The organism is Mariniflexile aquimaris, assembly GCF_042676825.1.
Classification (GTDB): Bacteria; Bacteroidota; Bacteroidia; order Flavobacteriales; family Flavobacteriaceae; genus Mariniflexile; species Mariniflexile aquimaris.
Genome location: NZ_JBHTIB010000037.1, coordinates 1 through 25,367 on the forward strand (window position 1 = coordinate 1; position 25,367 = coordinate 25,367).

22 protein-coding genes are annotated in these 25,367 nt (G+C 33.5%); 17 read left to right on the top strand and 5 right to left on the bottom strand.

Features of this window, described 5'->3' with window-relative positions; translation table 11 throughout:
• Positions 1-162: 162 nt before the first annotated feature.
• The 3 genes from ACFQ0I_RS16545 to xerA form a co-directional block, all read right to left on the bottom strand.
• Complete coding sequence (locus tag ACFQ0I_RS16545; RefSeq protein WP_379944087.1) at positions 163-1,335, bottom strand: exonuclease domain-containing protein; 1,173 nt, start codon at positions 1,333-1,335, stop codon at positions 163-165.
• Positions 1,336-1,517: 182 nt separating this feature from the next.
• Positions 1,518-2,123 (bottom strand): tetratricopeptide repeat protein, encoded by a 606-nt coding sequence (locus ACFQ0I_RS16550; protein WP_379944088.1) that lies wholly within the window; start codon positions 2,121-2,123, stop codon positions 1,518-1,520.
• A 94-nt stretch (positions 2,124-2,217) separates the two neighbouring features.
• Positions 2,218-3,345 carry a site-specific tyrosine recombinase/integron integrase gene (xerA, locus tag ACFQ0I_RS16555; RefSeq protein ID WP_379944089.1) on the bottom strand — a complete coding sequence of 376 codons (1,128 nt, stop codon included), beginning with the start codon at positions 3,343-3,345 and terminating at the stop codon, positions 2,218-2,220.
• A gap of 91 nt (positions 3,346-3,436) precedes the next feature.
• On the opposite strand from xerA, the gene ACFQ0I_RS16560 reads away from it, so the two are divergent.
• Entirely contained in the window at positions 3,437-3,817 is a 381-nt protein-coding gene (locus ACFQ0I_RS16560) for a hypothetical protein (RefSeq protein WP_379944090.1), read from the top strand.
• Between the two features lie 255 nt (positions 3,818-4,072).
• Here ACFQ0I_RS16560 and ACFQ0I_RS16565 read toward each other — a convergent pair whose 3' ends face one another.
• Both ACFQ0I_RS16565 and ACFQ0I_RS16570 read right to left on the bottom strand, forming a co-directional pair.
• Positions 4,073-4,972, bottom strand: coding sequence for a hypothetical protein (locus ACFQ0I_RS16565; protein ID WP_379944091.1), 900 nt, complete (start codon positions 4,970-4,972; stop codon positions 4,073-4,075).
• A 183-nt stretch (positions 4,973-5,155) separates the two neighbouring features.
• A complete protein-coding gene (locus tag ACFQ0I_RS16570; RefSeq protein WP_379944092.1) occupies positions 5,156-6,259 on the bottom strand; it encodes a DUF6544 family protein in 1,104 nt (367 codons plus the stop codon).
• A gap of 968 nt (positions 6,260-7,227) precedes the next feature.
• Here ACFQ0I_RS16570 and ACFQ0I_RS16575 point away from each other — a divergent pair.
• From ACFQ0I_RS16575 to ACFQ0I_RS16650, 16 genes are all read left to right on the top strand, one after another.
• On the top strand, positions 7,228-8,016 hold the full coding sequence (locus tag ACFQ0I_RS16575; RefSeq protein ID WP_379944153.1) for a DUF932 domain-containing protein: 789 nt from the start codon (positions 7,228-7,230) through the stop codon (positions 8,014-8,016).
• Positions 8,017-8,783: 767 nt separating this feature from the next.
• Positions 8,784-9,122, top strand: a complete 339-nt coding sequence (locus ACFQ0I_RS16580) for a single-stranded DNA-binding protein (protein WP_379944093.1) — start codon at positions 8,784-8,786, stop codon at positions 9,120-9,122.
• An 88-nt stretch (positions 9,123-9,210) separates the two neighbouring features.
• On the top strand, positions 9,211-9,591 hold the full coding sequence (locus ACFQ0I_RS16585) for a DUF6876 family protein (RefSeq protein ID WP_379944094.1): 381 nt from the start codon (positions 9,211-9,213) through the stop codon (positions 9,589-9,591).
• A 17-nt stretch (positions 9,592-9,608) separates the two neighbouring features.
• Positions 9,609-9,806, top strand: coding sequence for a hypothetical protein (locus ACFQ0I_RS16590; protein ID WP_379944095.1), 198 nt, complete (start codon positions 9,609-9,611; stop codon positions 9,804-9,806).
• 448 nt (positions 9,807-10,254) lie between these two features.
• A complete protein-coding gene (locus ACFQ0I_RS16595) occupies positions 10,255-10,803 on the top strand; it encodes a BfmA/BtgA family mobilization protein (RefSeq protein WP_379944096.1) in 549 nt (182 codons plus the stop codon).
• Positions 10,804-10,805: 2 nt separating this feature from the next.
• Positions 10,806-11,840: a MobB family relaxase gene (mobB, locus tag ACFQ0I_RS16600; RefSeq protein ID WP_379944098.1), complete on the top strand. Its 1,035-nt coding sequence runs from the start codon at positions 10,806-10,808 to the stop codon at positions 11,838-11,840.
• Positions 11,837-13,294, top strand: a complete 1,458-nt coding sequence (locus tag ACFQ0I_RS16605; RefSeq protein WP_379944099.1) for a type IV secretory system conjugative DNA transfer family protein — start codon at positions 11,837-11,839, stop codon at positions 13,292-13,294. Before mobB ends, ACFQ0I_RS16605 begins: the two co-directional genes overlap by 4 nt.
• Before the next feature lie 183 nt (positions 13,295-13,477).
• A complete protein-coding gene (locus tag ACFQ0I_RS16610) occupies positions 13,478-15,205 on the top strand; it encodes a helix-turn-helix domain-containing protein (protein ID WP_379944100.1) in 1,728 nt (575 codons plus the stop codon).
• A 312-nt stretch (positions 15,206-15,517) separates the two neighbouring features.
• The gene (locus ACFQ0I_RS16615) at positions 15,518-17,692 is read left to right on the top strand and encodes a prolyl oligopeptidase family serine peptidase (RefSeq protein ID WP_379944101.1); all 2,175 of its coding nucleotides are present in this window, start codon (positions 15,518-15,520) and stop codon (positions 17,690-17,692) included.
• A 2-nt stretch (positions 17,693-17,694) separates the two neighbouring features.
• Positions 17,695-19,884, top strand: coding sequence for a peptidase domain-containing ABC transporter (locus ACFQ0I_RS16620; protein WP_379944154.1), 2,190 nt, complete (start codon positions 17,695-17,697; stop codon positions 19,882-19,884).
• 2 nt (positions 19,885-19,886) lie between these two features.
• Positions 19,887-21,179 (top strand): HlyD family secretion protein, encoded by a 1,293-nt coding sequence (locus ACFQ0I_RS16625; protein ID WP_379944102.1) that lies wholly within the window; start codon positions 19,887-19,889, stop codon positions 21,177-21,179.
• Between the two features lie 212 nt (positions 21,180-21,391).
• The gene (locus ACFQ0I_RS16630; protein ID WP_379944103.1) at positions 21,392-22,210 is read left to right on the top strand and encodes an RteC domain-containing protein; all 819 of its coding nucleotides are present in this window, start codon (positions 21,392-21,394) and stop codon (positions 22,208-22,210) included.
• 304 nt (positions 22,211-22,514) lie between these two features.
• Positions 22,515-22,793, top strand: a complete 279-nt coding sequence (locus tag ACFQ0I_RS16635; RefSeq protein WP_379944105.1) for a helix-turn-helix domain-containing protein — start codon at positions 22,515-22,517, stop codon at positions 22,791-22,793.
• Positions 22,794-22,893: 100 nt separating this feature from the next.
• The gene (locus ACFQ0I_RS16640) at positions 22,894-23,331 is read left to right on the top strand and encodes a hypothetical protein (protein ID WP_379944106.1); all 438 of its coding nucleotides are present in this window, start codon (positions 22,894-22,896) and stop codon (positions 23,329-23,331) included.
• Positions 23,328-23,990: an ATPase gene (locus tag ACFQ0I_RS16645; RefSeq protein ID WP_379944107.1), complete on the top strand. Its 663-nt coding sequence runs from the start codon at positions 23,328-23,330 to the stop codon at positions 23,988-23,990. Before ACFQ0I_RS16640 ends, ACFQ0I_RS16645 begins: the two co-directional genes overlap by 4 nt.
• 226 nt (positions 23,991-24,216) lie before the next feature.
• Positions 24,217-25,311 carry a Fic family protein gene (locus ACFQ0I_RS16650; protein WP_379944108.1) on the top strand — a complete coding sequence of 365 codons (1,095 nt, stop codon included), beginning with the start codon at positions 24,217-24,219 and terminating at the stop codon, positions 25,309-25,311.
• Positions 25,312-25,367 lie beyond the last annotated feature (56 nt).

Genomic DNA, 25,367 nt, shown 5'->3' on the forward strand with positions numbered 1-25,367 from the left:
TTAGCGCAAAAACATTCGAATTAAAAGTCTTAAGGTGAAGTTGAGCTATTGCTTCACAACGGTCTCGGCTATGAGTAGTTGCGTGGGTTAGTACTTAACTTTGCAAGTACGCACCAAACTGAAAATCCGCAAGGATTTTCAGAAGTAGGCGAGAACAAACAATTACTTATAGCCAATGTTGTGTGGCGTATTTTTTTTCAGATTTTCAAAATCCGAATTGGTTAATATTTTTATGTTACAATTTTTATTTTCGTTCAGTTCGTGTACTTTTTGGATTTTCGACCAACCAAAGTCAGCTCCGATAATAACATAATCGACTTTGCTTGTAATTCCAGATTTTATTATTCCGCCATTTTGTTCGATAAATTTTTTTGCTTCACTTCTGTCTGTCGTTATTTCTCCAGTAAAAATGAAACCTTTGTCTTTAATCTCAATTTTTTCGAGTTCTCCGTCTTTTAGAGAATAGGCTTGTACATAATCAAGATTTTGATTTTTAATTTCTGCTGTTTCTTTTTGTTGAGTTATTTTTTCTTGAATTTCTCCGAAACTCAAAGTTTTTATTAAACTCTCATAGTCAGGATAAAGTTTTGCAAGTTCTCCAAACACATAAGCACAAACTTTTGCATCTTGTTCAGGATTGTGTTTGTCAATATATTCAATGTCAAATTTTTCTGCGAGTTCAGCTAACTTTTTTGAATTTCCTGTTTTCTCTGCAAGTTGCATTGTGTCCAAATAGTTGATATTGAAATCTGAAATTGAATAGTGTTCAAAGAGATTTTTTAAAACACTCAAATCCATACTTGCGTTATGGAAAACAATTAAGTTTTGATTAAAATATTTTGAAAGTTCAAATTCCCAAAGTTCATCGAAAGTCATTGCGTAATCTACGTCTTCGGCTGTAATTCCGTGAATTCCAATATTTCTACTTGAGAATTTTTCGGTTTCTGGTGGCTTGATATGAAAACTTGTTTGATAAGCTATTCTGTCATTTTTTATGAAAACCAAGCCTAAAGCACAAGCACTAACTCTGTTTTGGTTTGCTGTTTCAAAGTCGATTACAATATGGTCAAATTTACCGCCGAAATATTCTGGAAAACTGTGAGGATTTTTAAATTCAGATGTTGATACTTTTTGTTTAATCGCTTGTTCGTATTGCGGTTTAAATTGAATTCCGTTTGCTTTTGCTTTCTCGTACCATTTTTGCAAATGAGATGCAAAAGTCAATTCCACAAAGTTGTAGAACAGAAATTCATTTTCCGTTTGAGGATTTATTCCGCTAACTGAAATTTCAATCGGATTTTCTATTTTTTCTTTCTTTTTAAACCAATTAAACATTGTTAAATTCGATTTTCGGTTTTTTGGTCAATATGACACACAACGTTTATGTGTATGGAAAGTTGCGTGCTTGTGTGCGAGGATTTTCCGAAGGAAAATCAGATGCAAGCGAGCAAAGCAACTCACATTGGTTAAGCTAAAAATAGCAATTTTTTATACACGGTGTTGTGGTTAGTGTTTTTTTATTCAATGGTATAGTTTTTCCAGTTTTCAATTACTTCTTTTCGTGTTAACGTGTCATTTTTAATATAGTAATCTAAAATTTGCATTTGATGTTCAGATTTATAGTCCAGTTGCATTTGTTTTAAAACACTATCAGCGCTTTTATTTTCGTTCACTAACTTTAAAGCTCCTGCAAATTCCAATGTCAAATTGAAATCACTTGAATCAGTTTTAAGTAAATTTTTGTATTGATTTACACTTTCTGTATATAGTTTGAAAGCGTTAACACTGTCCTTTTTCAAGTCGTAAACGAATCCTTTTGTTAATTTCCAATAAGGTTGATTTGGTCTAAGTTCGACCATTTTATTAATACAACTAAACATTCCATCTATGTCTTTTTTTTGGCTTAATAAACCATATTTGTTTTCATAAGCCTTGAAGTTATTTTTATCTAATTCGATGGCTAAATTCAGGAGCGTTAATGAGCTATCAATACGAGTTTTATTGTCCAAGTTATAGTCGGTAAAGACTACCATAGCTTGCTTAGTAAGTTCTTTTGATTTTTCATTTTTGTTACAGCTTATAACTGAAAAAATCAAAATTAAAATGAGTAAAGTTTTATTCATTTAGCAGGTTTTTGGACATTAACCACAACAATTGGATATAGACAATTGTCTATATCCTTCAAAAGGTACAATTGTTTATATCCACATTATAAAACTAAGATAGTAAATCTTTTATTTCCATAAACGATTTATTTGCTACATGTGTGTAAATTTCTGTCGTTTTGGTAGAACTATGTCCAAGTAATAGTTGTATATGTCTAATATCTGTTCCGTTTTCTAATAGATGAGTAGCAAAACTATGTCTTAGCATGTGGGGTGTTACCTTTTTACGTATTCCCGCTTTTTTAGCCGCTGTAGAAATAATATTTAATACACTTGTAACACTATATTTATCCCCTTTTTGACCTTCAAAAAGATATTTTTCGGGGCGGTATTCTTTGTAATATTTTTGTAAATCTTTTAAAATACTCGGGCTTAAAACCGAAATGCGGTCTTTATTTCCTTTTGCATTTTTTATAATTACAACCATTCGTTTACTATCTATATCGGTCACATTAAGGTTTAGCAGCTCAGCTCTTCTAAGTCCAGAGGAATATAACAGCCCTACAATACATCGGTGCTTAATGTTGTTGGTATTATTTATAATTTTAATAATTTCTTCTTTAGATAAAACCTCAGGTAATTGCTTTTCTTTTCTGGGTCTTTCAATAGAATAAAATCTATTAGGCATTCCGTGAACAATTTCATAAAAGAATTTTATACTATTAACGGCAAGATTAACATAGGAATTAGACTTTCCATCCTGTATGAGTTTTTGCAAATATTTTCTAACATCATTTTCATTTAAATTGATTGGGTCTATCTCATAATAGTGATTAATGAAAGATTCAAAGCAAGCCACATAGTTGCGAACAGTGTTGTCTGAATATCGTTTTAGTTCTAATTTTAGTAAATATTCTTCCGGGCAAAGTTTAAAGCCTTCTTTCGGCTTCCTTTTTCTGTAACGTTCTAAATTAAGAATAGGATTGTCTTCGTTTATAACTTTTTCAGTAAAGAAATAGTTGCCATTTACCCAAGCAACACCATGAAACGTCTTAAAAATTTGTTCCAAATTATTTTTATTATTTGGCAAATAGAACATGCCAAATTCTTGACTCCATGCAATATTTGGTAGCGTATCAACAAGTACTTGAATAACTTTGTTGGTCGTAAACTGAAGTCCAATACATTTTTTTTGCTCAACAAGCAAATGTTTCAAAGTGATGCTTTTCTGTAGTTCCATAAATATTTTTTTACTAATTTAAAGTATATAAATGATTTAGTCGTATCTTATTCGAATATGATTCGTATAAAATACGGTTAAATTTAATTTCATGAGAATTTATAAGGAATGTTTACATTGTGGTAAAGAATTAAAAGGAAGAACCGATAAGAAGTTTTGTGATCCACAATGTAAAAGCGGGTATCAATATCAAAAAGAAAAGCAAAATCCAGAACGGTTTTATAATAAGGTAGACAACCAACTGAAGCTAAATAGAAAAATACTAAAAGAATTTAATAAAGGAGGTAAGGTTACCGTAAGGGCTGAAGTGTTAAACGAATCGGGGTTTAATTCCAACTTTTTTACACATTATTGGAAAAACTCCAAAGGAGATGTTTACCTGTTTGCATACGAATATGGATTTTTAAAAAGAACAGAGAATACTGTTGAAAAATACATTTTAATACAATGGCAGGATTATATGGAAAAATAGTTTCTTGTTATCCTAAAATTTATTAATTTCATCAAATATTATTACTAACAAAAGTGAACATAAAACGGAACACGTTTTAGAACACGATTTTCAAAAATAACATCGGGAAAGCCCAGTGTTTGCGTTAACTACAAACCCTGATTAGAGCTCATAACCCGAAGGTTACTGGTTCGAGTCCAGTTCCCACCACTCGTAGTTCCACCAGTTTTTTTGTTGAAGTTCCTTTTAGATAAACGATAATTGATTTGCCTGTTGTTATTTAGAGAAGACTGAATTAGACGTTTTATACTTTTTGTAATCAAAGACATATATAGAAATCATCCCGAAAACTATCATTGATGTAGTTGTTTCAATAAAATGGGATATTCTAACCATTTCAGGGAATATCGGATTTGGCAAAATTATTTGAAATCCAAAGCCACCGAAAATGAGGGCAAGAATAATTGACTTCTTTAACTTTGAACAATTTAGCATGGTATAAAATATATATCCTGATAGCCCGAATAGTATTCCTCTAATAAAATGAACTATTACAAATTTAGGATCGCTAAAATTAATCCATAACATTGTAAAAAAATCTTTTAATTCAGAAGTGCCAGTGTAATAAATTCTTGTTGCCTCAAATTGCCATGCCACAAAATATCCGAATATATTATAAAGCAATATATAGATCCCACCTATTAACAAAAGGCGTTGAGTAAGCAACTTTAAATTCAATAAGTTTTTTCCGTTCTGGTCTGTTGTATTATTCTGTTTGTACAATAACGATAAGTAGGTTGAAAACAATGTAAAGGTTATAAAATACCTGAAAAATATTTTAACGTATTCATTATTATCAACAACCTTTAGTGAATCTAACCAAAAAGAGGATTCGATGAATCCCATAAGAGGAAATAATAAAAATGTTGCAGCAACCAATTTTATATAAACTGAAAGTTTACTTTGATTAGTGTTTTTTATCAATAACCAATAAGAATAGGAAATATATATGGAAAATGTAAGCAGTAAAGGGAAAAATAGTTCCATTTCTTTCGGGTTTATCCTTTCTAAAAGTGATTTAGAAACAGGAAGGATCGCAGTCGGAGTAATAAATAATAATATAAAGACAAGGACAATTGAAATAAATTGAATTGCAGAAATTAATTTTTTCATCATGATATTGGTTTTTTATTTTTTGTTAGCTTTCAAATAAACTTGGTAAGTAATTTAGGCACATTATTATTTCCTTTTTTCAATAAGATCTAATTATTCATTTTAAGGGCTTATTTTCTCTTTACATTATGCCTATTAATTTTTGGTAAAATAGATAGGGTAGTCATGATAATTTTGTACTCATTTTTAATCTTCAATTCTGCTCAAATTATATTTTACACTTTTGTATACCAACTCTCCGTATATAAATTCTCCATCAGGTTTTTGATAAATTAGTTGTGCCCTGCTTGGTAATAAATATCCATTTATCATTTTGTAGTCTTCAACCGGAGTTGCCCAAGGGTAACTGATGTATTTTTTACCATCTGTGTGGTAGCGGTCATTGCTAATGAAGTTTACAAGTTCACCTTTTTCATTGAAATAGAGCATAGCACTTATGCTGATACTTCCAATTTTAAATAGAACTTTTACCGAACTGTCATTTATCGTTTCCCAAGTTATTCTGCGGTCTATTAATGTTGCTGGGGCGAGTACACACATATCATTTAGTAGTGTGACCGTTTCTGCCTGATTCATTTTGTCTCCTTTGGAATCTACAACTTTAAACCAATGCAAAAGTTTGACTTCAAATGTCGCCGTTTCGGTTTGGTATAGATGTAATCCCGTTGCGGGTAGCCCCATTTTGCTTGCAGTCATATAAAAATAGCGAGATGGTTTCTGGTAAAAGTTATACTGCAAAGATTGTAAGGTCATAAACTCATCATTCGGTGCGGAACGCATACCCCCTGTAAATTCAGCCCTGAAATTCTTCACTTTAGGTTGTCCTACTGATTTGGTATAATGCAGATACTTCTGCACAACAATTGGCAAATGCGCTATGTCGGTTTCAGTCAGCAGTTCAGTGGAAAGCTGATTGTTTTTCTCGAAATCATCTTTAACACGACTGGTAAACTCACTATGTAGCAAATAAGAGCCTAAACCCACCAAGGCAACAATTAGGATGATCAAATTAGGAATTGTACCAAACCTAGCATCTTTCCAAAAGTAAAAGATTAATATTTGAGAAACGATCACAGCAATAATTGCTATAAGCCAAGCTTGTTTATTATTAATAAAGTATAGAATGCCATATATTAGGAATAAAATGGCCCCAATAATCCAAAACGTTCCTTCTAGTTTGGAAACGGGAAGTGTTAACTCTTTTATTTCTTGAAAATTAAATGCTTTTATAAATCCAAGCAAATGAATTAGTCCGTGCAGTAAAACGATTACTAAAAATATTGTTCTCATTGTCGTTCACTATTTCTTCATTCAGCATTATTTTTTAAAAATGTTCGTAATAAAACTATTGAAAGTCCTAAAAAGTAAATTGTTGTAAAAATCAATTTATTATTTCTGGCTAGCCAATTAGGTAGAAAAATATCGAAATTATCTTTTCTGGAATTTGAATATTTTCTTGCCATAAGGGTCAGTGGGCAAAACATTTTGAATACCAAAAGTACTATTCCCTCCAAGATTATCAATCCTATGCCAATCCAGGTATATGTATTAATGCTGTCGGAAATTCCAGAATATAAAATATAGAAGATCACGACTACAAAGAATAACCAGATTAAAGTATGTATCAATTTTATCGTGAAAAGTTTATTTGCTTGATTCATTTCTAAAGAAAATCAAATGATATACAACAATTGAATCTAGACACTATAGATACTCAAAAATAGAATCTTATTGGAAAATATTATATGATAAAAATCATGTATTTCGATGTAATCACTTAAAAATCAATATTGTAAATCGCTTAATAAAATGTGTTAAAGAATACCGTGTTAGTACTATTTTAAATTTGGAAGAAGACTCGTTAAGACCATTATACTTTTGAATTATAGGGTCACGTCTATTTGTAGCAATTCTATAAACGAGTCAACATTTAATTTAGACGCCTTATTAAAATAATCCCTTAGCCACTTATCACATATTTCTAAAAATACAATAACTCACATGGTTGAAAATAAAAAAAAACATTAGAATACTATTCATACAATATCCCCGAAAATTAAACTCGCAAAATATTTGCTTTCAAATTTGTCCGCATTAAAAATCGGGACCCCCTGAAGGTTTCCCCCAATTTTTCACTTGAAAATTTGAGACAAAATTTTGTCTTTCGTTTAAGTTGATCTCAAATATTGTTTAACTTAAAAATTTCCATCATGTATTTAGAAAATTTACAGCAAGATGACATTTTCGTGGCTACCCAAATGGCATCTTTAAAAGACTTAACAGGAATTCAGCCTCGAAGAGGATTGGAACATGCTATCCTTTCCAATGACAAAATTGTGAACATTGTGTCCAAGAGCTATGGGCACATTCCGAATGAACTGTTTTTCAAAAATGCAGAACAGATGCTTATAGATGCCAAGCTGAACTTCATGAAAAGGAGCGTTAATAGAATGGACCGAGCCTTCATCATGGATTTCATTATCGCTGACGGCAACCAGTTTTCATTGAAACATTCAGAAGATTTAATCCTACCCATGCTACGCTTTAAAAACTCCTATGACGGCAGTGAAAAAACGTCAGGGCATTTTGGATTCTATAGAAAGGTATGCTCTAATGGATTACATGTGTCTGAAACTAAAATAGAGTTTTCAATACGGCATACCAAAAACAGTACCGATCTTATTATGCCTAAGCTAAACCAATTATTCGATAGGTTTTTGGATAACGAGTTTTACAGCATAATGAACAAGTTCGATAAAATGAAAAGCGTCGAGATCATGGATACCGAAGCATTTGTTAGGGCCATTTTGGAAGAGACCAAACTATTTCGATATGAATGTAGCGATAAGAATGATAATCCTTCCAAGAGATCTCGTGAGGTGATAGATATACTTTCAAACGAAGCCATACTTTTAAATGAAGTCCCGAATCTTTGGTTGGGATACAACGCCTTTAATTCGGTACTTCATAATACTCTTAAAAAAAGTTTTTACCAACAGGAGAAATTGGACAGGCAACTGTTCGATACCGTATTTGCGATGACGTGAAAAGGTCCGACTTAGTAAAAGGTTGCTCCAGTACCTCATAAACTGGAGTATTTTACAATTGGTAACGAACTACTAAACCATTGCAGCACATTCCCCTACATGGCGCGAAGGGCTCCATTCCGGGAAAAGCGCTTCATTAAAAATCTTGGACACCATCCCGAAATTTTAGACCTACACTCTGTTCCTCCCGCCGCATAAGGCGGGAACACGTCGTTCCGGGTCTAAAATTTCGGAAAGGAGTCCGCCTGCGCAGAACACACATCAGCCCGTCGTTTTCAGAAATCACAACCCCATATTTTATTAACGCCAGTATCGGCAAAGTCTTCTCGGAACTTTGCTGGATTCTGCCTAAAAATATGGAGTCGCTCTTAAACATTTTAAGGGGTTTTATAATGGATGGCGCCCTTGGTTGTTTTTCGGGGCATCGAAAAACAGGCGGGACATAAGCACTCCTAATAAAACCTTATTTGCTTTTGTTGCTTAACAACCGGTACACCCCAACACAAACAGGTTTTAAAAGATTGCTAATGCCCCAGTGGAACTTGTCAAGCCTGTACAAGTTTTAAAAAAAAATAAGGTATCCACTTTCTTGAAAACCCAAGGGTTTTGCTACGTCGCAGACCCTCCTGATTTTGTTTTAAAAGCCTTGACAAAACCCACGCCATCCATTGGTTCGTTTCACGAGAGAAATTGAACAAAACGCCCCTTAAAATGGCATCCGTTTGCCATCCCATCGGGGAAATATAAACCATTTAAATTTTAACATCATGAGTACATTAAGAAACAAAGTACAGTTGATTGGGCATGTAGGGGCAGACCCCGTTATGACCAATTTGGAGAATGGAAAGAACCTGGTTCGATTTTCATTGGCAACCAATGAGACCTACAAAAATGCCAAGGGCGAAAAACAGTCCAATACCGATTGGCACCAGATCGTAGCATGGGGCAAAACTGCAGACATTATCGACAAGTATGTAAGCAAGGGCAAGGAAATCGCCATTGAGGGCAAACTGACTTCAAGAAGTTACGAAGACAAGGACGGGGAGAAACGTTACGTGACCGAAGTGGTAGCTAATGAAATCCTGTTATTGGGAGGAAATCAATAGGCCGGCCATGGAAGATAAAGAGGGTACTCCCTTTAACATAGTACCCTCTTTTTATTTGATTCATCATTAACACTAAAATTAGAAAACAATGAACAACAAAAATATAACATTACAGGAAAGCCTGCAACAATTTCATGGGAGTGAACAATTTTATCAATTGGCACTCATCCAAACACGCTTTACAGATGGTGTGCACTATTTGGCGGAAAAAGCAGCCTGCTTTTGGTTGGTAACCGATGCCTCAGTGATCGCCAAGAGCCTAACGGACATAAGCTATTTTATAACCATCGATTTTAAGCGCCTATCTAAAGCTGAACAGGAGGAGCAAGGCTGTGAAGCCATAATAACCTATGGTGATGGCAACGATACTATTTTGGAAACGCACCGCTATAACGTGACCGATTTTCCATTGGACACCTTACGGTTGTTCTTTGTAAACAATACCTTGATGCTACCCAGCGAATATTGAATTTAAAACATCCAATTATGATTTATTTGAATTACAATAATCTCGATTCAGAAACTCAGGAGCGTTTGTTAGCAAAATCGAAAGAGGAAGTGACATATAGACTTGGAGAGGACCTAAAACGCTTCGCAGAAAAACACCATTTAGATTTTGAAGCGCTGTTGCATGAAGAAGCCGTTAAGAACCTATACAGTTACACCTATGTGTTTAACATTTGATTGGGATTAACTAAAACAGGAACATAGTAATAAGGCCTTTTGAATATCAAAGGGTCTTATTTTTTTTTGTTTTCACCCGCCTATTTTAGAAAATCTGACGTCCGAATTCCAATATTTTAAGGAAATCATTTTTTTCAGTACCAAACCCCACCATTTGAAAGCAAACCCCGTTTGGGCGTCAGAAGACATTCCTATATCTTTAAATGAGCAGGAAATCAAAGAAAAGCAACTTGGTTATTAAAACTAAGTTGTTTGGAGATTTTGGTCCCTGCGGGACAAAATAGGAATAGCAAGAGGGTAACGCGCGATGCGACGTTACAGAAAACAGTATTTAGCGCAATCCCTTGCTATTAGCGGGATTGAAAGTTTTTAATTTGAGACCGTCATAACGTCTTTTTACTAAAAAACCGCCGCAGCCCAATAAAAACCACAAATTTTTTACTAAAAAATGGACAAAGGGTATGAAAAAGAGAAATTTGAAACCATCAAGATCAAAACTTCGGTGGTTAAACGCTTTAGAACCTATTGTAGAAACATTTCCAAATCGCAATCCATGACCTTGTACCACATGGTAAATTTTTTTGAAACCAATGGCATATCCCCAGAAGACGATTTAGGAGATACCATTTCAGCACTTAAAGGTCAGATCATTAAACGTTCCAATGCAGTGATTGCCATCATCAAGAACATTGAAAAGATACATCACAAACCGACTACGGCCATTTTGCAGTCCCTTTTTGAAGAAACCGCATCTATTGAAAAGGAATCTGACACTCTTTTTGATTTTGGAACACCTACGCTGATAACGGAAAACGAAGAACTGACCTATTACAAAAATGCCTATTACAGGTCTCAAGAGACCCACAATCAAATGAAACGGGAAACCAAGGAATTGCTCAAAAAAGTAAAATACGTCAAGAACAATTTTGGCATCGGGCATTATAGGTGGAACATCACCACGGACACTCTCGAAGCCTATAAGCAAAAACTAGACTGATTATGTACATTACCATAACACCACAAAAATTGGGCGATAGCTACGCAGAATCCGTAGCCGATTTCGTGGCCTACCTCGAAAAGGAAAACGAGGACAAATCCGTGGAGGACATCGAACCTTTTTTTAACCAATATGGAGATGCTATTTCCAGCAAACAGGTCATCCATGATATAGATGGCAATACCTCCAAACTCAAAAAGAATGAGCCCAAATTTTATTCCATTACCCTCAATCCAAGCCAGTATGAATTGAAGAAACTCCAAAACCATTCCGAAGCCTTAAAAGAATATACCCGGGAGGTTATGAAAAGCTATGCCGCTTCCTTTAACCGCGAGATCAATGGCAGACCAGTCACTGTGGATGATATAAAATATTATGCCAAGATTGAGCATGAACGTACGTATAAAGGAACCGACAAAGCCATTCAGGAAAACGCCCCATACCATAAAAAAATAGTAGCCTTGAAAAATGAGATACAACAAATAAAAAGTGGTAGGCAAACAGGGGACATTACAGAAAAGCAACAACAAATCAAGCAATTGGAAAAAGAAGCACCCCGTAAAATCAATGGACAGTTGATTGTTCAAGGCATGGCAAAGGAAGGTTCACAATCCCACATCCACATCATCGTCAGTAGAAAGGACCAGTCGAATCGTTATAGCTTATCTCCAGGAAGTAAGTATAAAGCTTCGGAGGTAAAATTAAACGGCAAAACCGTAAAACGCGGGTTTGATAGGGATGCATTTTATAAAAATGCGGAAACCACCTTTGACAAATTATTCGATTATAAACGCAACTATGTAGAAACTTATCAAGCGAGAAAAACCTTTGTAAAACAGCCACAGCAGTATTATATGAGTATTATGGGGTTGCCAGCGAATGAAAAGGCGATTGCTTTTAAAATGCTTGGTAAGGCTGGACTCAGTACACCCCTTATGAACATTCCAACCAATAAAGTTCAACTCGTAATGAAAGCTATAAAACAACTAAAACGTGGCATGGGCAAAGCCATCGAATCGGGTTCGATAGGGATATGATAATGATGATTCAACATATGTACATGTACATCTTTTTGGCAATGCTCCTAATAGGGTTGCTACTGTATGTATTGTTGGATAAAGACCATCAAACAATCCATAAAAAATATCGAGTTTATTTTAAATTGAAGTCTGGTAGATTAAAAATAGATAATGTTAAACGTGGGGTATCCATTATTGGATCTGCCGGTAGTGGCAAAACCGAATCTGTGGTCTATAACCTATTACAGCATTTTAGCAAACAGCAATTTTGTGGCATCATCCACGATTATAAGGATTTTGAACTCACTGAAATCGCGTATCCCTTATTCAGAAAAAACACAGAAATAAAGTTCTATACCATTTCGTTTGATACCATATATTACAAGGTCAATCCCATAGCACCTCGATACCTGCCTAATGAAGAAAGCGTCAACGAACTGTCACGGGTTCTTATTGAAAATCTATTGGAACAGGGTGAATCCATGAACGCCACCACACGCTTTTTTAACGATGCTGTGGAAGGCTTGTTGGCGGGTCTTATTTGGAAACTCAAAACCGACTACCCCAAGTTTTGTACTTTGCCACACCTTATTGCCATATTTCAAAGCATGGATACAAAAAAACTTGTGGCGTTTCTTAGTTCTAACTTAACTTCCAAAAGTATGTCCAGTGCTTTTATCAATGGCATCGAATCCGAAAAGCAAACGGCAGGAGTGAAGAGTACCTTGGCCAATGCCTTTAAGAAAATAAGCTCCCAAAAACTGTTTATGGTTTTGTCTGAAGATGAAGTGCCATTGAATATTAACCATGAAGAGAACCCATCCATCATTTCAATCATAAACAACCCCAAATACGAATCGGCTTATGCCCCCATAATTGCAACCATCATGCATACGGTCATCAAACAAATGAGTGTTAGAAACCAAAAGAGTTCCTTTGTGCTTATGGAAGAAGCGCCGACCATAAAACTGTTGAACATGCACCGCATTCCAGCAACGCTTAGAAGCTATGATATTGCTACCGTTTATGTGATGCAGGATAAAATACAAAATGATATGCTTTATGGTGATAAAGCCAGTAAAGCCATTTTGAGTAATTTATCGTATCAGTTCTTTGGAAAAGTGAACGACCCTGACACCGCTAAGTACTATGAACAGTTTTTTGAACTTATCAAAGTTCCAACCAGAAGTGTGAGCAGAAGTAGTGGGTTGACTCTGGAAAGCCGTATTACTAAGGGGGAAAAGGAAGTATCAAAAAGGCGTGCCAGCATCTTTTTTACATTAAAACAAGGTGAGTTTGTGGCTTTTGCGGATGGGAAGGATCGGAAGGTTAAATTTAAGTTGCAACGGATAGAAAAACATATACCAGATAGTAATAGCAAATATTCTGAAGAAAAATTGATTTTAAATTATGACAGCATATATCGAGAAATAGGATTACTGTTTTCGAAAAAACAAATTCCTCAAAAATAATAGTGCCTTGAGATAGTCTCTTTAGGAAAGTAAACATATCTATTTTTAAGTATAAGTTTCTAAAAAAAGTTCAGTATTTCAATCTGAAAAAATAAAAAAATAATATTGTATTGAAAAATTATTAACTTTAGTATTATTAATTAACTGAAAAACAATGGTTTGTGTCATTACTTAAAGCTGTATATGATAAAGTATTATTCAATCAATTTTTTTATTCCGTTAAGACTTTTAAAAACTCTCTTTAGTTTATTGTTTTTACTATTCACACTGCATGGAATTAGCCAGAATAATGTCTCTTCTGTAAATCCAGACTTGCTTAAATCAAAGTCTTTTGAGGAGCTAAAAAACTTATGTAATCAATCATTGGTAAATGCTGATTTTGAGAAATTATCTAGTTACCGAAGTCATTATCTTAAAAGAGCAAAAAGTTTAAAGAATGAGATAGAAACCGCTCGTGCTTATTACTACTTTATTAGTTGGGAAAATTTAGAGCAAGATTTACTTTACTGTGATTCGATAATAAGAATAACCAAAAACAGTAAGCATGAAGCTTACCCAACCAATGGATACTTGCTTAAAGCAGATTTATATTATAATAATTCAGAATTTGATAAAGCATTGGATAATTATATTATAGCCAATGATTGGGCAAATAGGAAACATTATAAACCACTGCAATTGGAATCTTTACTTGGAATTGCGGCTATTAAAAATGTTTGGGGACTACATCAGGAAGCTCTTGATATTTATAGGGCTAATTATTTGGAGACCTTAAAATTGCCGGATTATTTAAAAAATCATTATGATGATTATATATTATTAGCTAATAATCTCTCATTATCCTATATTAGAAATGATGAACCGGATTCAGCTTTAGTAGTTTCCGCCAATGCGATGAATTATGCAAGAAGCGTTGGAGATATGAATTCTTATTTTGATTTAGGAAAAGCTCATGCTACTGCAAATTTTTATTTAAAAAAGTATCCCAACACGCTCGATTCACTCCTGAAATTTTCGAATAACTATTCGGATATCGAACTTGCAGATAGTTATTATATGCTTGCAAAAGTGTATCAATATAAAAATAACCATAAACAAGCTATACTATATTATAAAAAAATCGATTCCATTCATAAAATTATTAACGACCCATTTCCAGAATTAAAAGTGGTTTATAATGAGTTATATAAATATGCATCAAAATGGGACGATAATGATAAGCAGTTATATTATTTAAATCAACTAATAACCGTTGATAGTATTTTGGATTTAAATTATACCAAGGTCAATGAAAAAATGCGGTTGGATTATGATATTCCAAAGTTTAAAGAAGAAAAACAAAACCTAGCAAAGAAATTAAAGGAACAACAACAACAATTGTGGTTATATATTATCCTTTCAATTTTGTTTTTGACAGTAATAATCACGTTTTATTATAGCCGTCAGCGGAAATTAAAAAATAGACTACACAAATTATTGCAAACAGAAGTTATAGAAACTTCTGAATTAATATTGGAAAAACCAAAGACCAATTCTTTGGAAATATCAGAAGATATAATTAGTGACGTTTTGAAAGAACTCACCATTTTCGAAAAAACAAAAGGATATCTGTCTAAAGACATTACTCTTTATTCTCTAGCAAAAGAATTTAATACAAATTCAACTTATTTGTCAAGTATAATCAATCAAGAAAAACAAGTCAATTTCGCAACTTATTTAAAAAATTTGAGAATTATGAATGCTATAAATGAATTAAAGTCAAACAGGGAATTTCTTAAGTATTCGATGAATGGACTAGCAGAAGAATTTGGTTTTTTCACGGCAGAATCCTTTTCGAAGTCATTTCGAGAAAAAACAGGCATAAAACCTTCCTATTTTCTTGATGAATTGAGAAGGGAAAAAAGAAAATAATATACACGTTATTTATAAATGACGTGTAACAATATATGGATTGAACAACATGCTTTTATACATTTAAAAAATTATTAACCCATTTAATTATAAAAATAAGATGACGACAACAGAAAAAAAGACATTTAAGCTAAGTAAATATTTGAAACAGAAAATTAAAAATTCTGAGTCTATAATTGGAGGAGCGAGCGGTCCTATCGATAGGGATAAAGTTAAAAAACCAGATTGCAGATATAAATAAGATTCTTTAGCTAAGCTTAAAATGCGTATTATCAGTTTTGAGCTTAGCTAAATTAAATTAAGTTTTAAAATATGAAATTCATTAAACTCCTATTATATTTTATAGTTTTTCAAAGTTGTGTACAAAATATATCAAAACAAGATTTTAAGGAATACCCTAAAACAAAAACAAGTTCCGAAACGGATGATTATTTTGGAACCATAATTAAAGATGAATTTCGTCATTTAGAAAATCTGCAAGACACGACTGTTTTAAATTGGTTTAAAGCACAAGATGATCATGCCGAAAAGTTTTTAAGCAAGTTAGAGAACCAAGAACGTATTGCTACTCAAATACGAAGCTATTACTCAAAAGACAATTCTATCTATTCAAAAGTTAAATATGCCGATAATGGATTTGTCTTTTTTCTTAAAGCAAATAATAAGAACAGTATTCAGAAATTATTTTATAGAACGTCATCATATTCAAATGATATTGAACTTTTAGACCCGACGGCATTCCAAAAACAATTGAATAGAGAATACAACATTAATTATATCCAACCATCTTGGAATGGAAATCATGTATTGGTGTCCTTGTCCTATGATGGCATTTCGGGATCAAGCCTAATTATTATCGATGTTTTAAATAAAAAACTATTGCCTGAAGTCATCACTCATGCTGAACCAGATTCTTACTTGGGTGTTTCATGGCTTCCTAATTCCAGTGGCTTTTTATATTTATATATACCAGTATTGGATCCTAATGATGAAAACTATATGCTAAATTCCAGTACTGTGCTTCATAAATTAGGGGATGATCCAAACAAGAGACGTATCGTTTTTTCATCAACTTCAAGTTCACAAATAACTAATGAAGATTTACCAATCGCAAGAATTCTATCAAAGAATGATAACTATTTAATTGGTTATAAAGCTTCGGTTGAAAATTATTGGTCAGCTTATTATGCTAAGATTAGTGATTTGGATAAAGAAAGTATTGATTGGAAACTATTGTATTCATTAGATGAAAAGATTTATGCCGACTATGGTTATTTTTTGGGTGATGAATTCAAATTCATTTCAGGAAAAGAGGCTGATAATAGAACGATTTCCAGTTTTAATTTGAAATCTAAAGGCCCAAAACAAACCAACATTTTAGTCCATGAAAAAAAAGATGAAGTCATAACTTCCTTATATGTAGCCAATAATAATTTATATTATACCACCTCAAAGTTTGGGGTAGAAGCATTTTTATATGAGTACAAAGGAAATCATGAAGAGAAAATTAAATTACCATATATCACAGGTACTATTGAACTTAATAGCAGCTCGAATGAAAGTGAAAATCTATATGTGAATATGGATGGATGGACGAAAGACTTCACACGATTTATCTACAATAATGGACTATTTAGTTTAGATCCTTTATCGAATCATCAAACTTATTCTGAATTTAATGATTTTCAAGTAAAGGAAATTCAAGTAGAATCTTTTGATGGTGTTCAAGTACCTATGTCATTAATTTATAGAAAAGACATGAAGTTAGACGGGTTGAATCCAACCTTTATTTATTCTTATGGTGCCTATGGAGAATCTATGACACCATTCTTTTCTCCCATATTTTTAAATTGGGTGCAAAATGGGGGTGTGTTTGTTGTTCCACATATTCGTGGTGGCGGTGAAAAAGGTGATTCTTGGCATGAACAAGGGATGAAATCAAAGAAGTCAAATTCATGGAAAGATATTATAGCATGTACAGAATATCTAATCCAAAATAAATTTACATCTAAAGAAAAAACGGTGCTTTACAGTAGCAGTGCTGGAGCTGTTGCAACTGGTATGGCTATGGTTGAACGCCCTGATTTGTTTAAGGTTTTTATAGCCGATGTTCCAATGTTAAATCCACTAAGAAGCGAGGAACGCACCAATAATGCTTCTAATTATTTAGAATATGGTACGGTAAAGGATTCCACAGAATGTATGGCGCTTATTAAGATGGATCCTTATGTGAATTTAAAACCTAATGTAGACTATCCGGCATCGTTAATTATTTCGAGTTTTAATGATGCACGCATTGATCCTTGGATTCCAGGAAAATTTGCAGCTAAACTACAAGCATATTCGACATCCAAAGCTCCAGTCTTTTTAGATATTATATATGATGCAGGTCACGAAGGAGGAGATACCATGGAAGAACGCATTAAAGAGTACTCTAGAATATTTGCCTTTGCATTTTGGCAAACAAACCATACGTTAAAAATCTAAATATTAATCTGGTGTTCCCATCTTATAAACAATTAGATACGAAAGACTGTGGAGCAACCTGTTTAAAGATTATTGCGAAGCATTATGGAAAATCCATTTCCATCGAAGAACTTCGAAATCTTTCTGAAACAACCAGAACAGGAAGTAATCTAAAATTTTTGGCTCATACAGCTGAAGCAATTGGTCTAAAATCGCTTCCGGCTAAAATTAGTTTGAGGGAATTAGAAGATGCACCCTTACCCTGTGTTTTACATTGGAACAAGAACCATTTTGTGGTACTTTATAAAATAAAAAAGAACACGTTTTATGTTTCAGATCCTGCACAAGGATTGGTAACTCATCACAAGTCTAATTTTATAAAACATTGGATAGGAAATAATGCTAAAGATAATGATGACGAAGGTGTTGTTTTGTTAATGGAACCATCTTTGAATTTTAATAAAAATCAATTTGACGATAAAAAAGAACCATTGAATATTCCTTTTTTATCTCAATATTTAGTGCGCTATAAATCTTTTTTATGGCAATTGTTATTCGGACTAATTGCAGGAAGCATTTTACAGCTCATTTTTCCCTTTTTAACACAAAGTATTGTAGATGTTGGAATCCATAACCAAGATATACATTTTGTGTATTTGGTTTTGATGGCGCAATTGTTTTTGTTTATAGGAAGAACAGCAGTTGAAGTCATAAGAAATTGGATTTTATTGCATTTGAACTCTAGAATTAACATCTCTATGGTTTCAGATTTCTTTATAAAGCTCATGCAATTGCCCATTGCCTTTTTTGACACAAGACTTACTGGTGACATACTTCAACGTTTAGACGACCATGAACGCATTGAAAAATTATTGACTTCATCTTCATTGCAAGTCTTGTTTTCTTTAGTAAATCTTATCGTATTTGGGTTTGTGCTCATTTATTATAATATCAATATTTTTCTTATTTTTTTGTTTGGTAGTTTAATATATCTAGGTTGGATTCTATTGTTTCTTAAGAAGCGCAAGATATTGGACTACCAAGAGTTTTTAGAAACAGCAAAAGAACGGGGCAAGGTTATTGAACTGATCAATGGCATGCAGGACATTAAATTACATAATGCCGAAAAACAATTCAGATGGGATTGGGAACATATTCAGGCAAAACTATTTAAAATATCAATTGTAAGAATGACTTGGGATCAATATCAAAATATTGGTTCAGGATTCATAAACGAATTGAAAAACATTTTAATAACAGTATTAGCGGCTAAATTAGTAATAGACGGTGAAATCACACTCGGTATGATGTTGGCGGTAAGTTATATTGTTGGTCAACTAAACGCTCCAATTGTTCAATTGATTGATTTTGTTAGAGATTTTCAAGATGCAAAAATTTCTATAGAACGGCTATCTGAAATCCATACAAGAGATGATGAAAAACTCACAAGAAATATCGATATGTCAACGTTTAAAACTTCGGATATAAAGGTTAATAATATAACCTTTAGATATCCAGGAGTTTCATCCGCAACATTGAAGAACTTAAATTTAATGATTCCACACAATAAAGTGACTGCTATAGTAGGAGTAAGTGGCAGTGGAAAAACGACCTTGATGAAATTATTATTGAAGTTTTACGAACCCCAAGAAGGCACTATAAAAATTGGTGACTTATCACTTAAAACCATTCCCCATGATTATTGGAGAAACTACTGTGGGGTTGTTATGCAGGAAGGGTATCTTTTTAGTAACACCATAACAAGAAATATAACTATGGGTAATGATGATATTGATAAAGGCAAGTTATATGAATCAGTAAAATTGGCCAATATTCAAGAATTCATTGAATCCTTACCACTTTCGTATAATACGGTTATTGGTGCTGAAGGCGTTGGACTTAGTGCAGGTCAAAAACAACGTATTCTTATTGCCAGAGCTATTTATAAGAATCCTGAATATTTGTTCTTTGATGAAGCCACATCAGCATTAGACGCCAATAATGAAAAAGTGATTATGGAAAATTTAAAACCCTTTTTTAAAAATAGAACAGTTGTCATTATAGCGCACCGGTTAAGTACAGTAAAAGACGCAAACCAAATAGTAGTTTTAGAGGACGGTTGTATTAAAGAAATAGGGAATCATAAGACATTGATAGATGTTAATGGTTCCTATTATAAATTAGTCAAAAATCAATTGGAATTGGGGACATAATTATGGATGATCCATTCAAAAATATTAAGTTAAGAAACGAGGATATCAACGATATACTTAGCCAAGTTCCATCAAAATTGATTCGTTGGGGAAGTTTTATGTTTTTGGCGCTAATCATACTCCTTTTATGTTTGTCATGGTTAATTAAATATCCCGATGTCATTACAACAAAAGCTTATGTTACTACAGTAAACCCGCCTCAGAAAGTGTATGCCAAAGTAACTGCTAGGATAGATGCTATTTTAGTTTCAAATAACCAGAAAGTAATTAAAAATGAGGTGCTTGCGATATTGGAAAATACTTCAAACAACCAAGATGTATTGTTTTTGAAATCTATTATAGATACCATCACGATTAGTCAAAATCAGGTTGTATTTCCATTTGATAGATTACCAATTCTTTTACTTGGCGACCTTGAAACACCTTATTCAAATTTCGAAAACAGTTATTATAAATATATATTGAATAGGGATTTCAAACCCCACTCAAATAAAATAACAGCTAATATGTTTTCTTTGATTGAAGGACGTAATCGAATCAATAATCTTGTGGAACAACAAGCACTTAAAAACAAAGAACTGGATTTTATAAAAACAGATTTAGATAGGCATGAACAGTTATTAAAAAAAGGAGTTATCTCACAACAAACTTTTGAAAAGAAACAAATAGATTACTACGCTTCATTACGGGACTATCAAAATACAAATCAAATAATTTCTCAACTGAGACAATTGTTAAGTGATTCAAAAACGGCTACTAAAGATATCCAGTTTGATATGCTTAGGGATGAAACTCAGTTGCTAAAACAGGTACTTCATACGTTCAATCAACTTAAAAAAGCCATTATAGATTGGGAGTTAAAATATGTTTTAAAATCAAATATACAAGGAAGGGTTTCGTTTTTAGAATTTTGGGATACGAACCAAACAGTTGTTAAAGATGATTTGGTGTTTACCATCTCCCCAGCTATTAGCACGCACTATGTAGCTAAACTGAAAACACCAAAGTCCAATGCAGGAAAAATCAAAAAAGGGCAGCTGGTGAACTTGAAGCTCGATGATTTTCCAGACTATGAATTTGGCGTTATTCGAGGTCATGTAGATCATATATCAAACATATCAGATGATAAAGGCACTTATATTGTAAATGTTATTATTCCGAAGGAATTAAAAACATCTTATAATAAGCATATCGAATTCAAACAAGAGATGCAGGGAAGTGCCGATATTATTACTGAAGATTTACGGCTTTTGGAACGTTTCTTTTATCAGTTCAGGAATCTTTACTCCAGATAATCAATTAAATGCTTTAAGATAAATCTAACTTAGGATACTTTTATTAAAAGCTAAGTGTATTCGTATTCATCGTTATTTATAAATTACCACTTTTTATTTATAAATGCCATATTAAAGCATTTTTTAGAATGCCAATTTCTAACGAATTTTATCAAAAGTGTTCAAAAGAATACAAAACGATATCATTTGAATGATTAGAAATTCTGAGTAAAATGGATCATCCCTCAAAAGTAGAAAACTTTAAGCACCAACTAAGTGCTGTTGAAAATTCAAATACTTCAACCTTAAAAAAATCACAGGAAGCCATTATGCTATGCCGTGATTTATTAAGCGGACTTAAACAGGATATAAAACAGAACCCCTTTAATTCCATTGCCGATGAGATTGGATTCTTTAAGGAAACCAAACAAATTCCCCTGTCCAATTTGATATACCATCTGGAGATCTACGCTTTTGAAAGCCTGTTTTTAAAAGCAACTAAAAAAATGCAACAGAAGCTGCTTGAAAAAGCCCAAAACAAGGCACATCGGTTCTTTATAGACCATCTGGATTTCATGAATTATATCGAACAAGGACAAACGCATTTAGACTCCCATTATTTTACTAGAAACCATTCAAGCCATTTAAGTATGATGCAAGCGCAAGATTACTTTTTCGATATGGATTTTAACACTTCCCACGACCTGTTGTTGGGAAAAACAAACGCCTTCAAAAGGTTTTCGAGCTATTTAGCTAACCATAACACCTGCAATGGAAATTCCATAGGTCCAAAGGAAACTCAATTAAAATGGACATCCTCTAAAGTAGCATTAACGGAATTGATTTATGCCCTATACCATAGTCACGTTATCAATTATGGGAACAGTGACATCAAAGATATCGCTATGGTATTACAAAATAGCTTCAATTTTGAGCTGGGGGACTTTTACAAAACCTACTCTGATATCAGGGGGCGGAAAAATGACAGGACCAAGTTTCTGGACGAACTCTCAATTTCGCTGGTAAGCGCAATGGAACGTCGTGATTCCTAATTTTTCACCCAGTTTAAATGTTAAAAAAACACCGTACTCGGGTTCACCCCCTGCTTTTTGTTATTTGACCAAAAGAGTCATTCATTTTAGGGGTTTTTGGTTAGACAGAACCCATTTGAAAGTACCAAAATACATCAAAACACGCTAAAAATCAAAATGTTAAATTTTCACCCGACCTCGGGTCAACTCGGGAATAAAATACAATCAAACGCCACATCTTTGTCAAACGAAAGTCAAATCGAAGCAAAGTCGTCATTTAAAAACGAAAACCTTGGCGGCTTTGTTTTTTTAAACAAGAAAAATTATGGCAGCAACAATTATTACCACAGACGACCTTCGGGAGTTCAAAATGGAACTGCTCGATGACATTAAGAAATTACTAAGCAATAAATCTGGCCAGATGACCAAAAAATGGTTAAAATCACCAGAGGTCAGAGAACTGTTAGGCATCTCTCCAGGAACATTACAAACCCTAAGAATCAACGGCACATTGCCATATACCAAAATGGGAGGTGTCCTGTATTATGATTATCAGGAAATCATGCAAGTTTTGCAGAAAAACAAGATTCACAATAAATTCTGAGTCTGTATTGGAATCCATGAATTATATCAAGCATCTTAATAGTGTTTTGGAAAGGTTTTCTAATGATAATCGCTTAAATCCTTCGCATATAAGTCTGTATATGGCACTCTTCCAGATTTGGAACAATTATCATTTCAAATCAGGGTTTTATATCAATCGTGCCGAAGTGATGGATCTATCAAAACTAGGCTCAAAAACCACTTACCATCGTTGCATCAAGGAACTGAGCAGTTGGAGCTATCTGTTGTACAAACCATCCCATAATCCGTTTCGAGGGAGTCAAATTAAGATGTTCGTTTTTGGGACAAGCGATGAACTACCTTTGGACCTCTCCCGTACCAATATCGTGACAACCAATGGACAAGCGCTGGTATCTAAAGATAAACATATCAAAACAGGAATAAACAATACAAACCTATCAAAACAAAAAATTAAAAATAAAAAAGTTTTTGAAAAAGGAAGCAAACAAAACACAACTGTGCCATATCAGGACAACCTAAGGACAAGTTCAGATAAAAATTACAACGAGCCTTTATGAATACCACGAATCCACATATCATCATAGAAGGCCCCAATGAGTATACTTTAGGGGAACTTAAGGGCAATGTAATCGTTTATAATTTTAATGAAATTCTTAGGTATCTGAATGCCAAAGGGAAGTTGCTTTTTGGAACTGATTTTAAAACAGTCATTGACGATAGGGACGTCCTGTTTAAGCTATGTAATTATTTTATCAAGGACGAAGCAAACTGTAAAAAGTTGGACATTGACATTCATAAGGGCATTCTTTTAACCGGACCTGTTGGCTGCGGTAAAACAAGTTTGATGAAACTGCTCAGGCATATCGTACCACATCAAAAAGCCTATAAAATAATCCCCACCAGAAATATTGTGTTTGGCTTTAATCATGTGGGGTATAAGACTATCGAAGATTATGGGAGCACCAATTACTTTTGTTTCGATGATTTGGGTGTCGAACCCATTGGAAGGCACTATGGAAAGGATTGTAATGTGATGGGTGAAATCCTGTTGTCTCGTTATGAATTTTTTTTAGATCATAAGGTTAAAACACATGCGACATCCAATCTTAATGCACAAGAATTGGAGGAACGTTATGGGAATCGCGTACGTTCCCGGATGCGGGAGCTATTTAATTTGGTAGCCTTTGATAAGGGAAGTCATGATAAGAGGAAATAAAGTAGGACACTGACATAACACCGACACAACACCGACAATTTTTCGTGTTTGCTAACAGATGTAGGTACAAAATAATATATCAAGAGCTCAATAATTTAAATGTTACACTTTTAATTTAAATAAGGGCAATTATTGCCTTTGAATAAAAAACGAGAGTAATTTTTCGTTATATTTACACGCGTATTAATATCAAAGGTATTTTGTGCCTTCGTTCAAAATCGAAAATATGGAAGATAAAACAGCCTATAATCCAGAAATACCATATAATAAACTACCTAGTCTTCCACCAAAAAAGGAGATAGAAAGTACAACCATACTTAAAAAAACGATTACAGCAAGTAGGGCATTATCAGAATTAAAAGGAGCCATTACCAACTTGCCTAACCCCATATTATTTATTGATACCATAAATTTACAGGAAGCAAGGGCGAGTTCTGCAATAGAAAACATCATAACTACCCAAGACGAGCTATTTAAGGCCTCAATTGCAGATAAAAAAAACGACAATCTAGCAACTAAAGAAGTGATTCACTATAAGGATGCTTTATGGTTTGCTGTGGAAGAAATAAAGAAAAGACCAATACTTACAACCAACCTCTTTGTAGCTATTATGCGCATTATTAAAGAGAATGAATCTGGTATAAGAAATGCTCCAGGAACACAATTAAAAAATCCTAGAACGAATAAAGTGATTTATACGCCACCTGAAGGTGAATACATCATTAGGGAAAAGCTAAAAAATCTAGAGGATTTTATTCACGCAGAAGATAATATGGATCCATTGATAAAAATGGCAGTTATTCATTATCAATTTGAAGCAATACACCCATTCTTTGACGGAAATGGTCGTACAGGTAGAATAATACTATTACTGTACCTGAAATTAACCGAATTAATGGATTTGCCCGCATTGTATTTAAGCAGTTACATCATTGAACATAAAAACGACTACTATAAAAATCTCAGAAAGGTAACAGAAGAAGGCAATTGGGAAGACTGGATACTGTATATGCTCGATATGGTGGAGCAAACAGCCTTAAAAGGAAGGCAGCAAATATCGGAAATTCAAAAGCTAATGAATGCCATGGGATTGGATATTCAAGAAAAGCTCCCAAGGGTCTACTCAAAAGATTTAATGGAGCAGCTATTTAGACTTCCTTACACAAAAAGAAACCAATTGGAAAAAGCAGGATTAGGTAACTTAAAAACCGTTGGTAATTATCTCAAAGATTTAGAAAAAGCAGGTTTTTTAAAAAGTGAACAAGTGGGTAAAGAAAAACTATACCTAAATTTTAGACTTTTAGAGGTTTTGAAAGGGTAAGAAATGGTTCTTTTATTAATTAAAAGGGTAGTTAAGTGGGTAGAAAACAGCTATCA

What these genes read in the sequence shown, in the direction of transcription:
- ACFQ0I_RS16545 (WP_379944087.1), bottom strand. Translation starts at nt 1,335, where the DNA reads ATGTTTAATTGGTTTAAAAAGAAAGAAAAAATAGAAAATCCGATTGAA.
- ACFQ0I_RS16550 (WP_379944088.1), bottom strand. Translation starts at nt 2,123, where the DNA reads ATGAATAAAACTTTACTCATTTTAATTTTGATTTTTTCAGTTATAAGC.
- xerA (WP_379944089.1), bottom strand. Translation starts at nt 3,345, where the DNA reads ATGGAACTACAGAAAAGCATCACTTTGAAACATTTGCTTGTTGAGCAA.
- ACFQ0I_RS16560 (WP_379944090.1), top strand. Translation starts at nt 3,437, where the DNA reads ATGAGAATTTATAAGGAATGTTTACATTGTGGTAAAGAATTAAAAGGA.
- ACFQ0I_RS16565 (WP_379944091.1), bottom strand. Translation starts at nt 4,972, where the DNA reads ATGATGAAAAAATTAATTTCTGCAATTCAATTTATTTCAATTGTCCTT.
- ACFQ0I_RS16570 (WP_379944092.1), bottom strand. Translation starts at nt 6,259, where the DNA reads ATGAGAACAATATTTTTAGTAATCGTTTTACTGCACGGACTAATTCAT.
- ACFQ0I_RS16575 (WP_379944153.1), top strand. Translation starts at nt 7,228, where the DNA reads ATGGCATCTTTAAAAGACTTAACAGGAATTCAGCCTCGAAGAGGATTG.
- ACFQ0I_RS16580 (WP_379944093.1), top strand. Translation starts at nt 8,784, where the DNA reads ATGAGTACATTAAGAAACAAAGTACAGTTGATTGGGCATGTAGGGGCA.
- ACFQ0I_RS16585 (WP_379944094.1), top strand. Translation starts at nt 9,211, where the DNA reads ATGAACAACAAAAATATAACATTACAGGAAAGCCTGCAACAATTTCAT.
- ACFQ0I_RS16590 (WP_379944095.1), top strand. Translation starts at nt 9,609, where the DNA reads ATGATTTATTTGAATTACAATAATCTCGATTCAGAAACTCAGGAGCGT.
- ACFQ0I_RS16595 (WP_379944096.1), top strand. Translation starts at nt 10,255, where the DNA reads ATGGACAAAGGGTATGAAAAAGAGAAATTTGAAACCATCAAGATCAAA.
- mobB (WP_379944098.1), top strand. Translation starts at nt 10,806, where the DNA reads ATGTACATTACCATAACACCACAAAAATTGGGCGATAGCTACGCAGAA.
- ACFQ0I_RS16605 (WP_379944099.1), top strand. Translation starts at nt 11,837, where the DNA reads ATGATAATGATGATTCAACATATGTACATGTACATCTTTTTGGCAATG.
- ACFQ0I_RS16610 (WP_379944100.1), top strand. Translation starts at nt 13,478, where the DNA reads ATGATAAAGTATTATTCAATCAATTTTTTTATTCCGTTAAGACTTTTA.
- ACFQ0I_RS16615 (WP_379944101.1), top strand. Translation starts at nt 15,518, where the DNA reads ATGAAATTCATTAAACTCCTATTATATTTTATAGTTTTTCAAAGTTGT.
- ACFQ0I_RS16625 (WP_379944102.1), top strand. Translation starts at nt 19,887, where the DNA reads ATGGATGATCCATTCAAAAATATTAAGTTAAGAAACGAGGATATCAAC.
- ACFQ0I_RS16630 (WP_379944103.1), top strand. Translation starts at nt 21,392, where the DNA reads ATGGATCATCCCTCAAAAGTAGAAAACTTTAAGCACCAACTAAGTGCT.
- ACFQ0I_RS16635 (WP_379944105.1), top strand. Translation starts at nt 22,515, where the DNA reads ATGGCAGCAACAATTATTACCACAGACGACCTTCGGGAGTTCAAAATG.
- ACFQ0I_RS16640 (WP_379944106.1), top strand. Translation starts at nt 22,894, where the DNA reads ATGGCACTCTTCCAGATTTGGAACAATTATCATTTCAAATCAGGGTTT.
- ACFQ0I_RS16645 (WP_379944107.1), top strand. Translation starts at nt 23,328, where the DNA reads ATGAATACCACGAATCCACATATCATCATAGAAGGCCCCAATGAGTAT.
- ACFQ0I_RS16650 (WP_379944108.1), top strand. Translation starts at nt 24,217, where the DNA reads ATGGAAGATAAAACAGCCTATAATCCAGAAATACCATATAATAAACTA.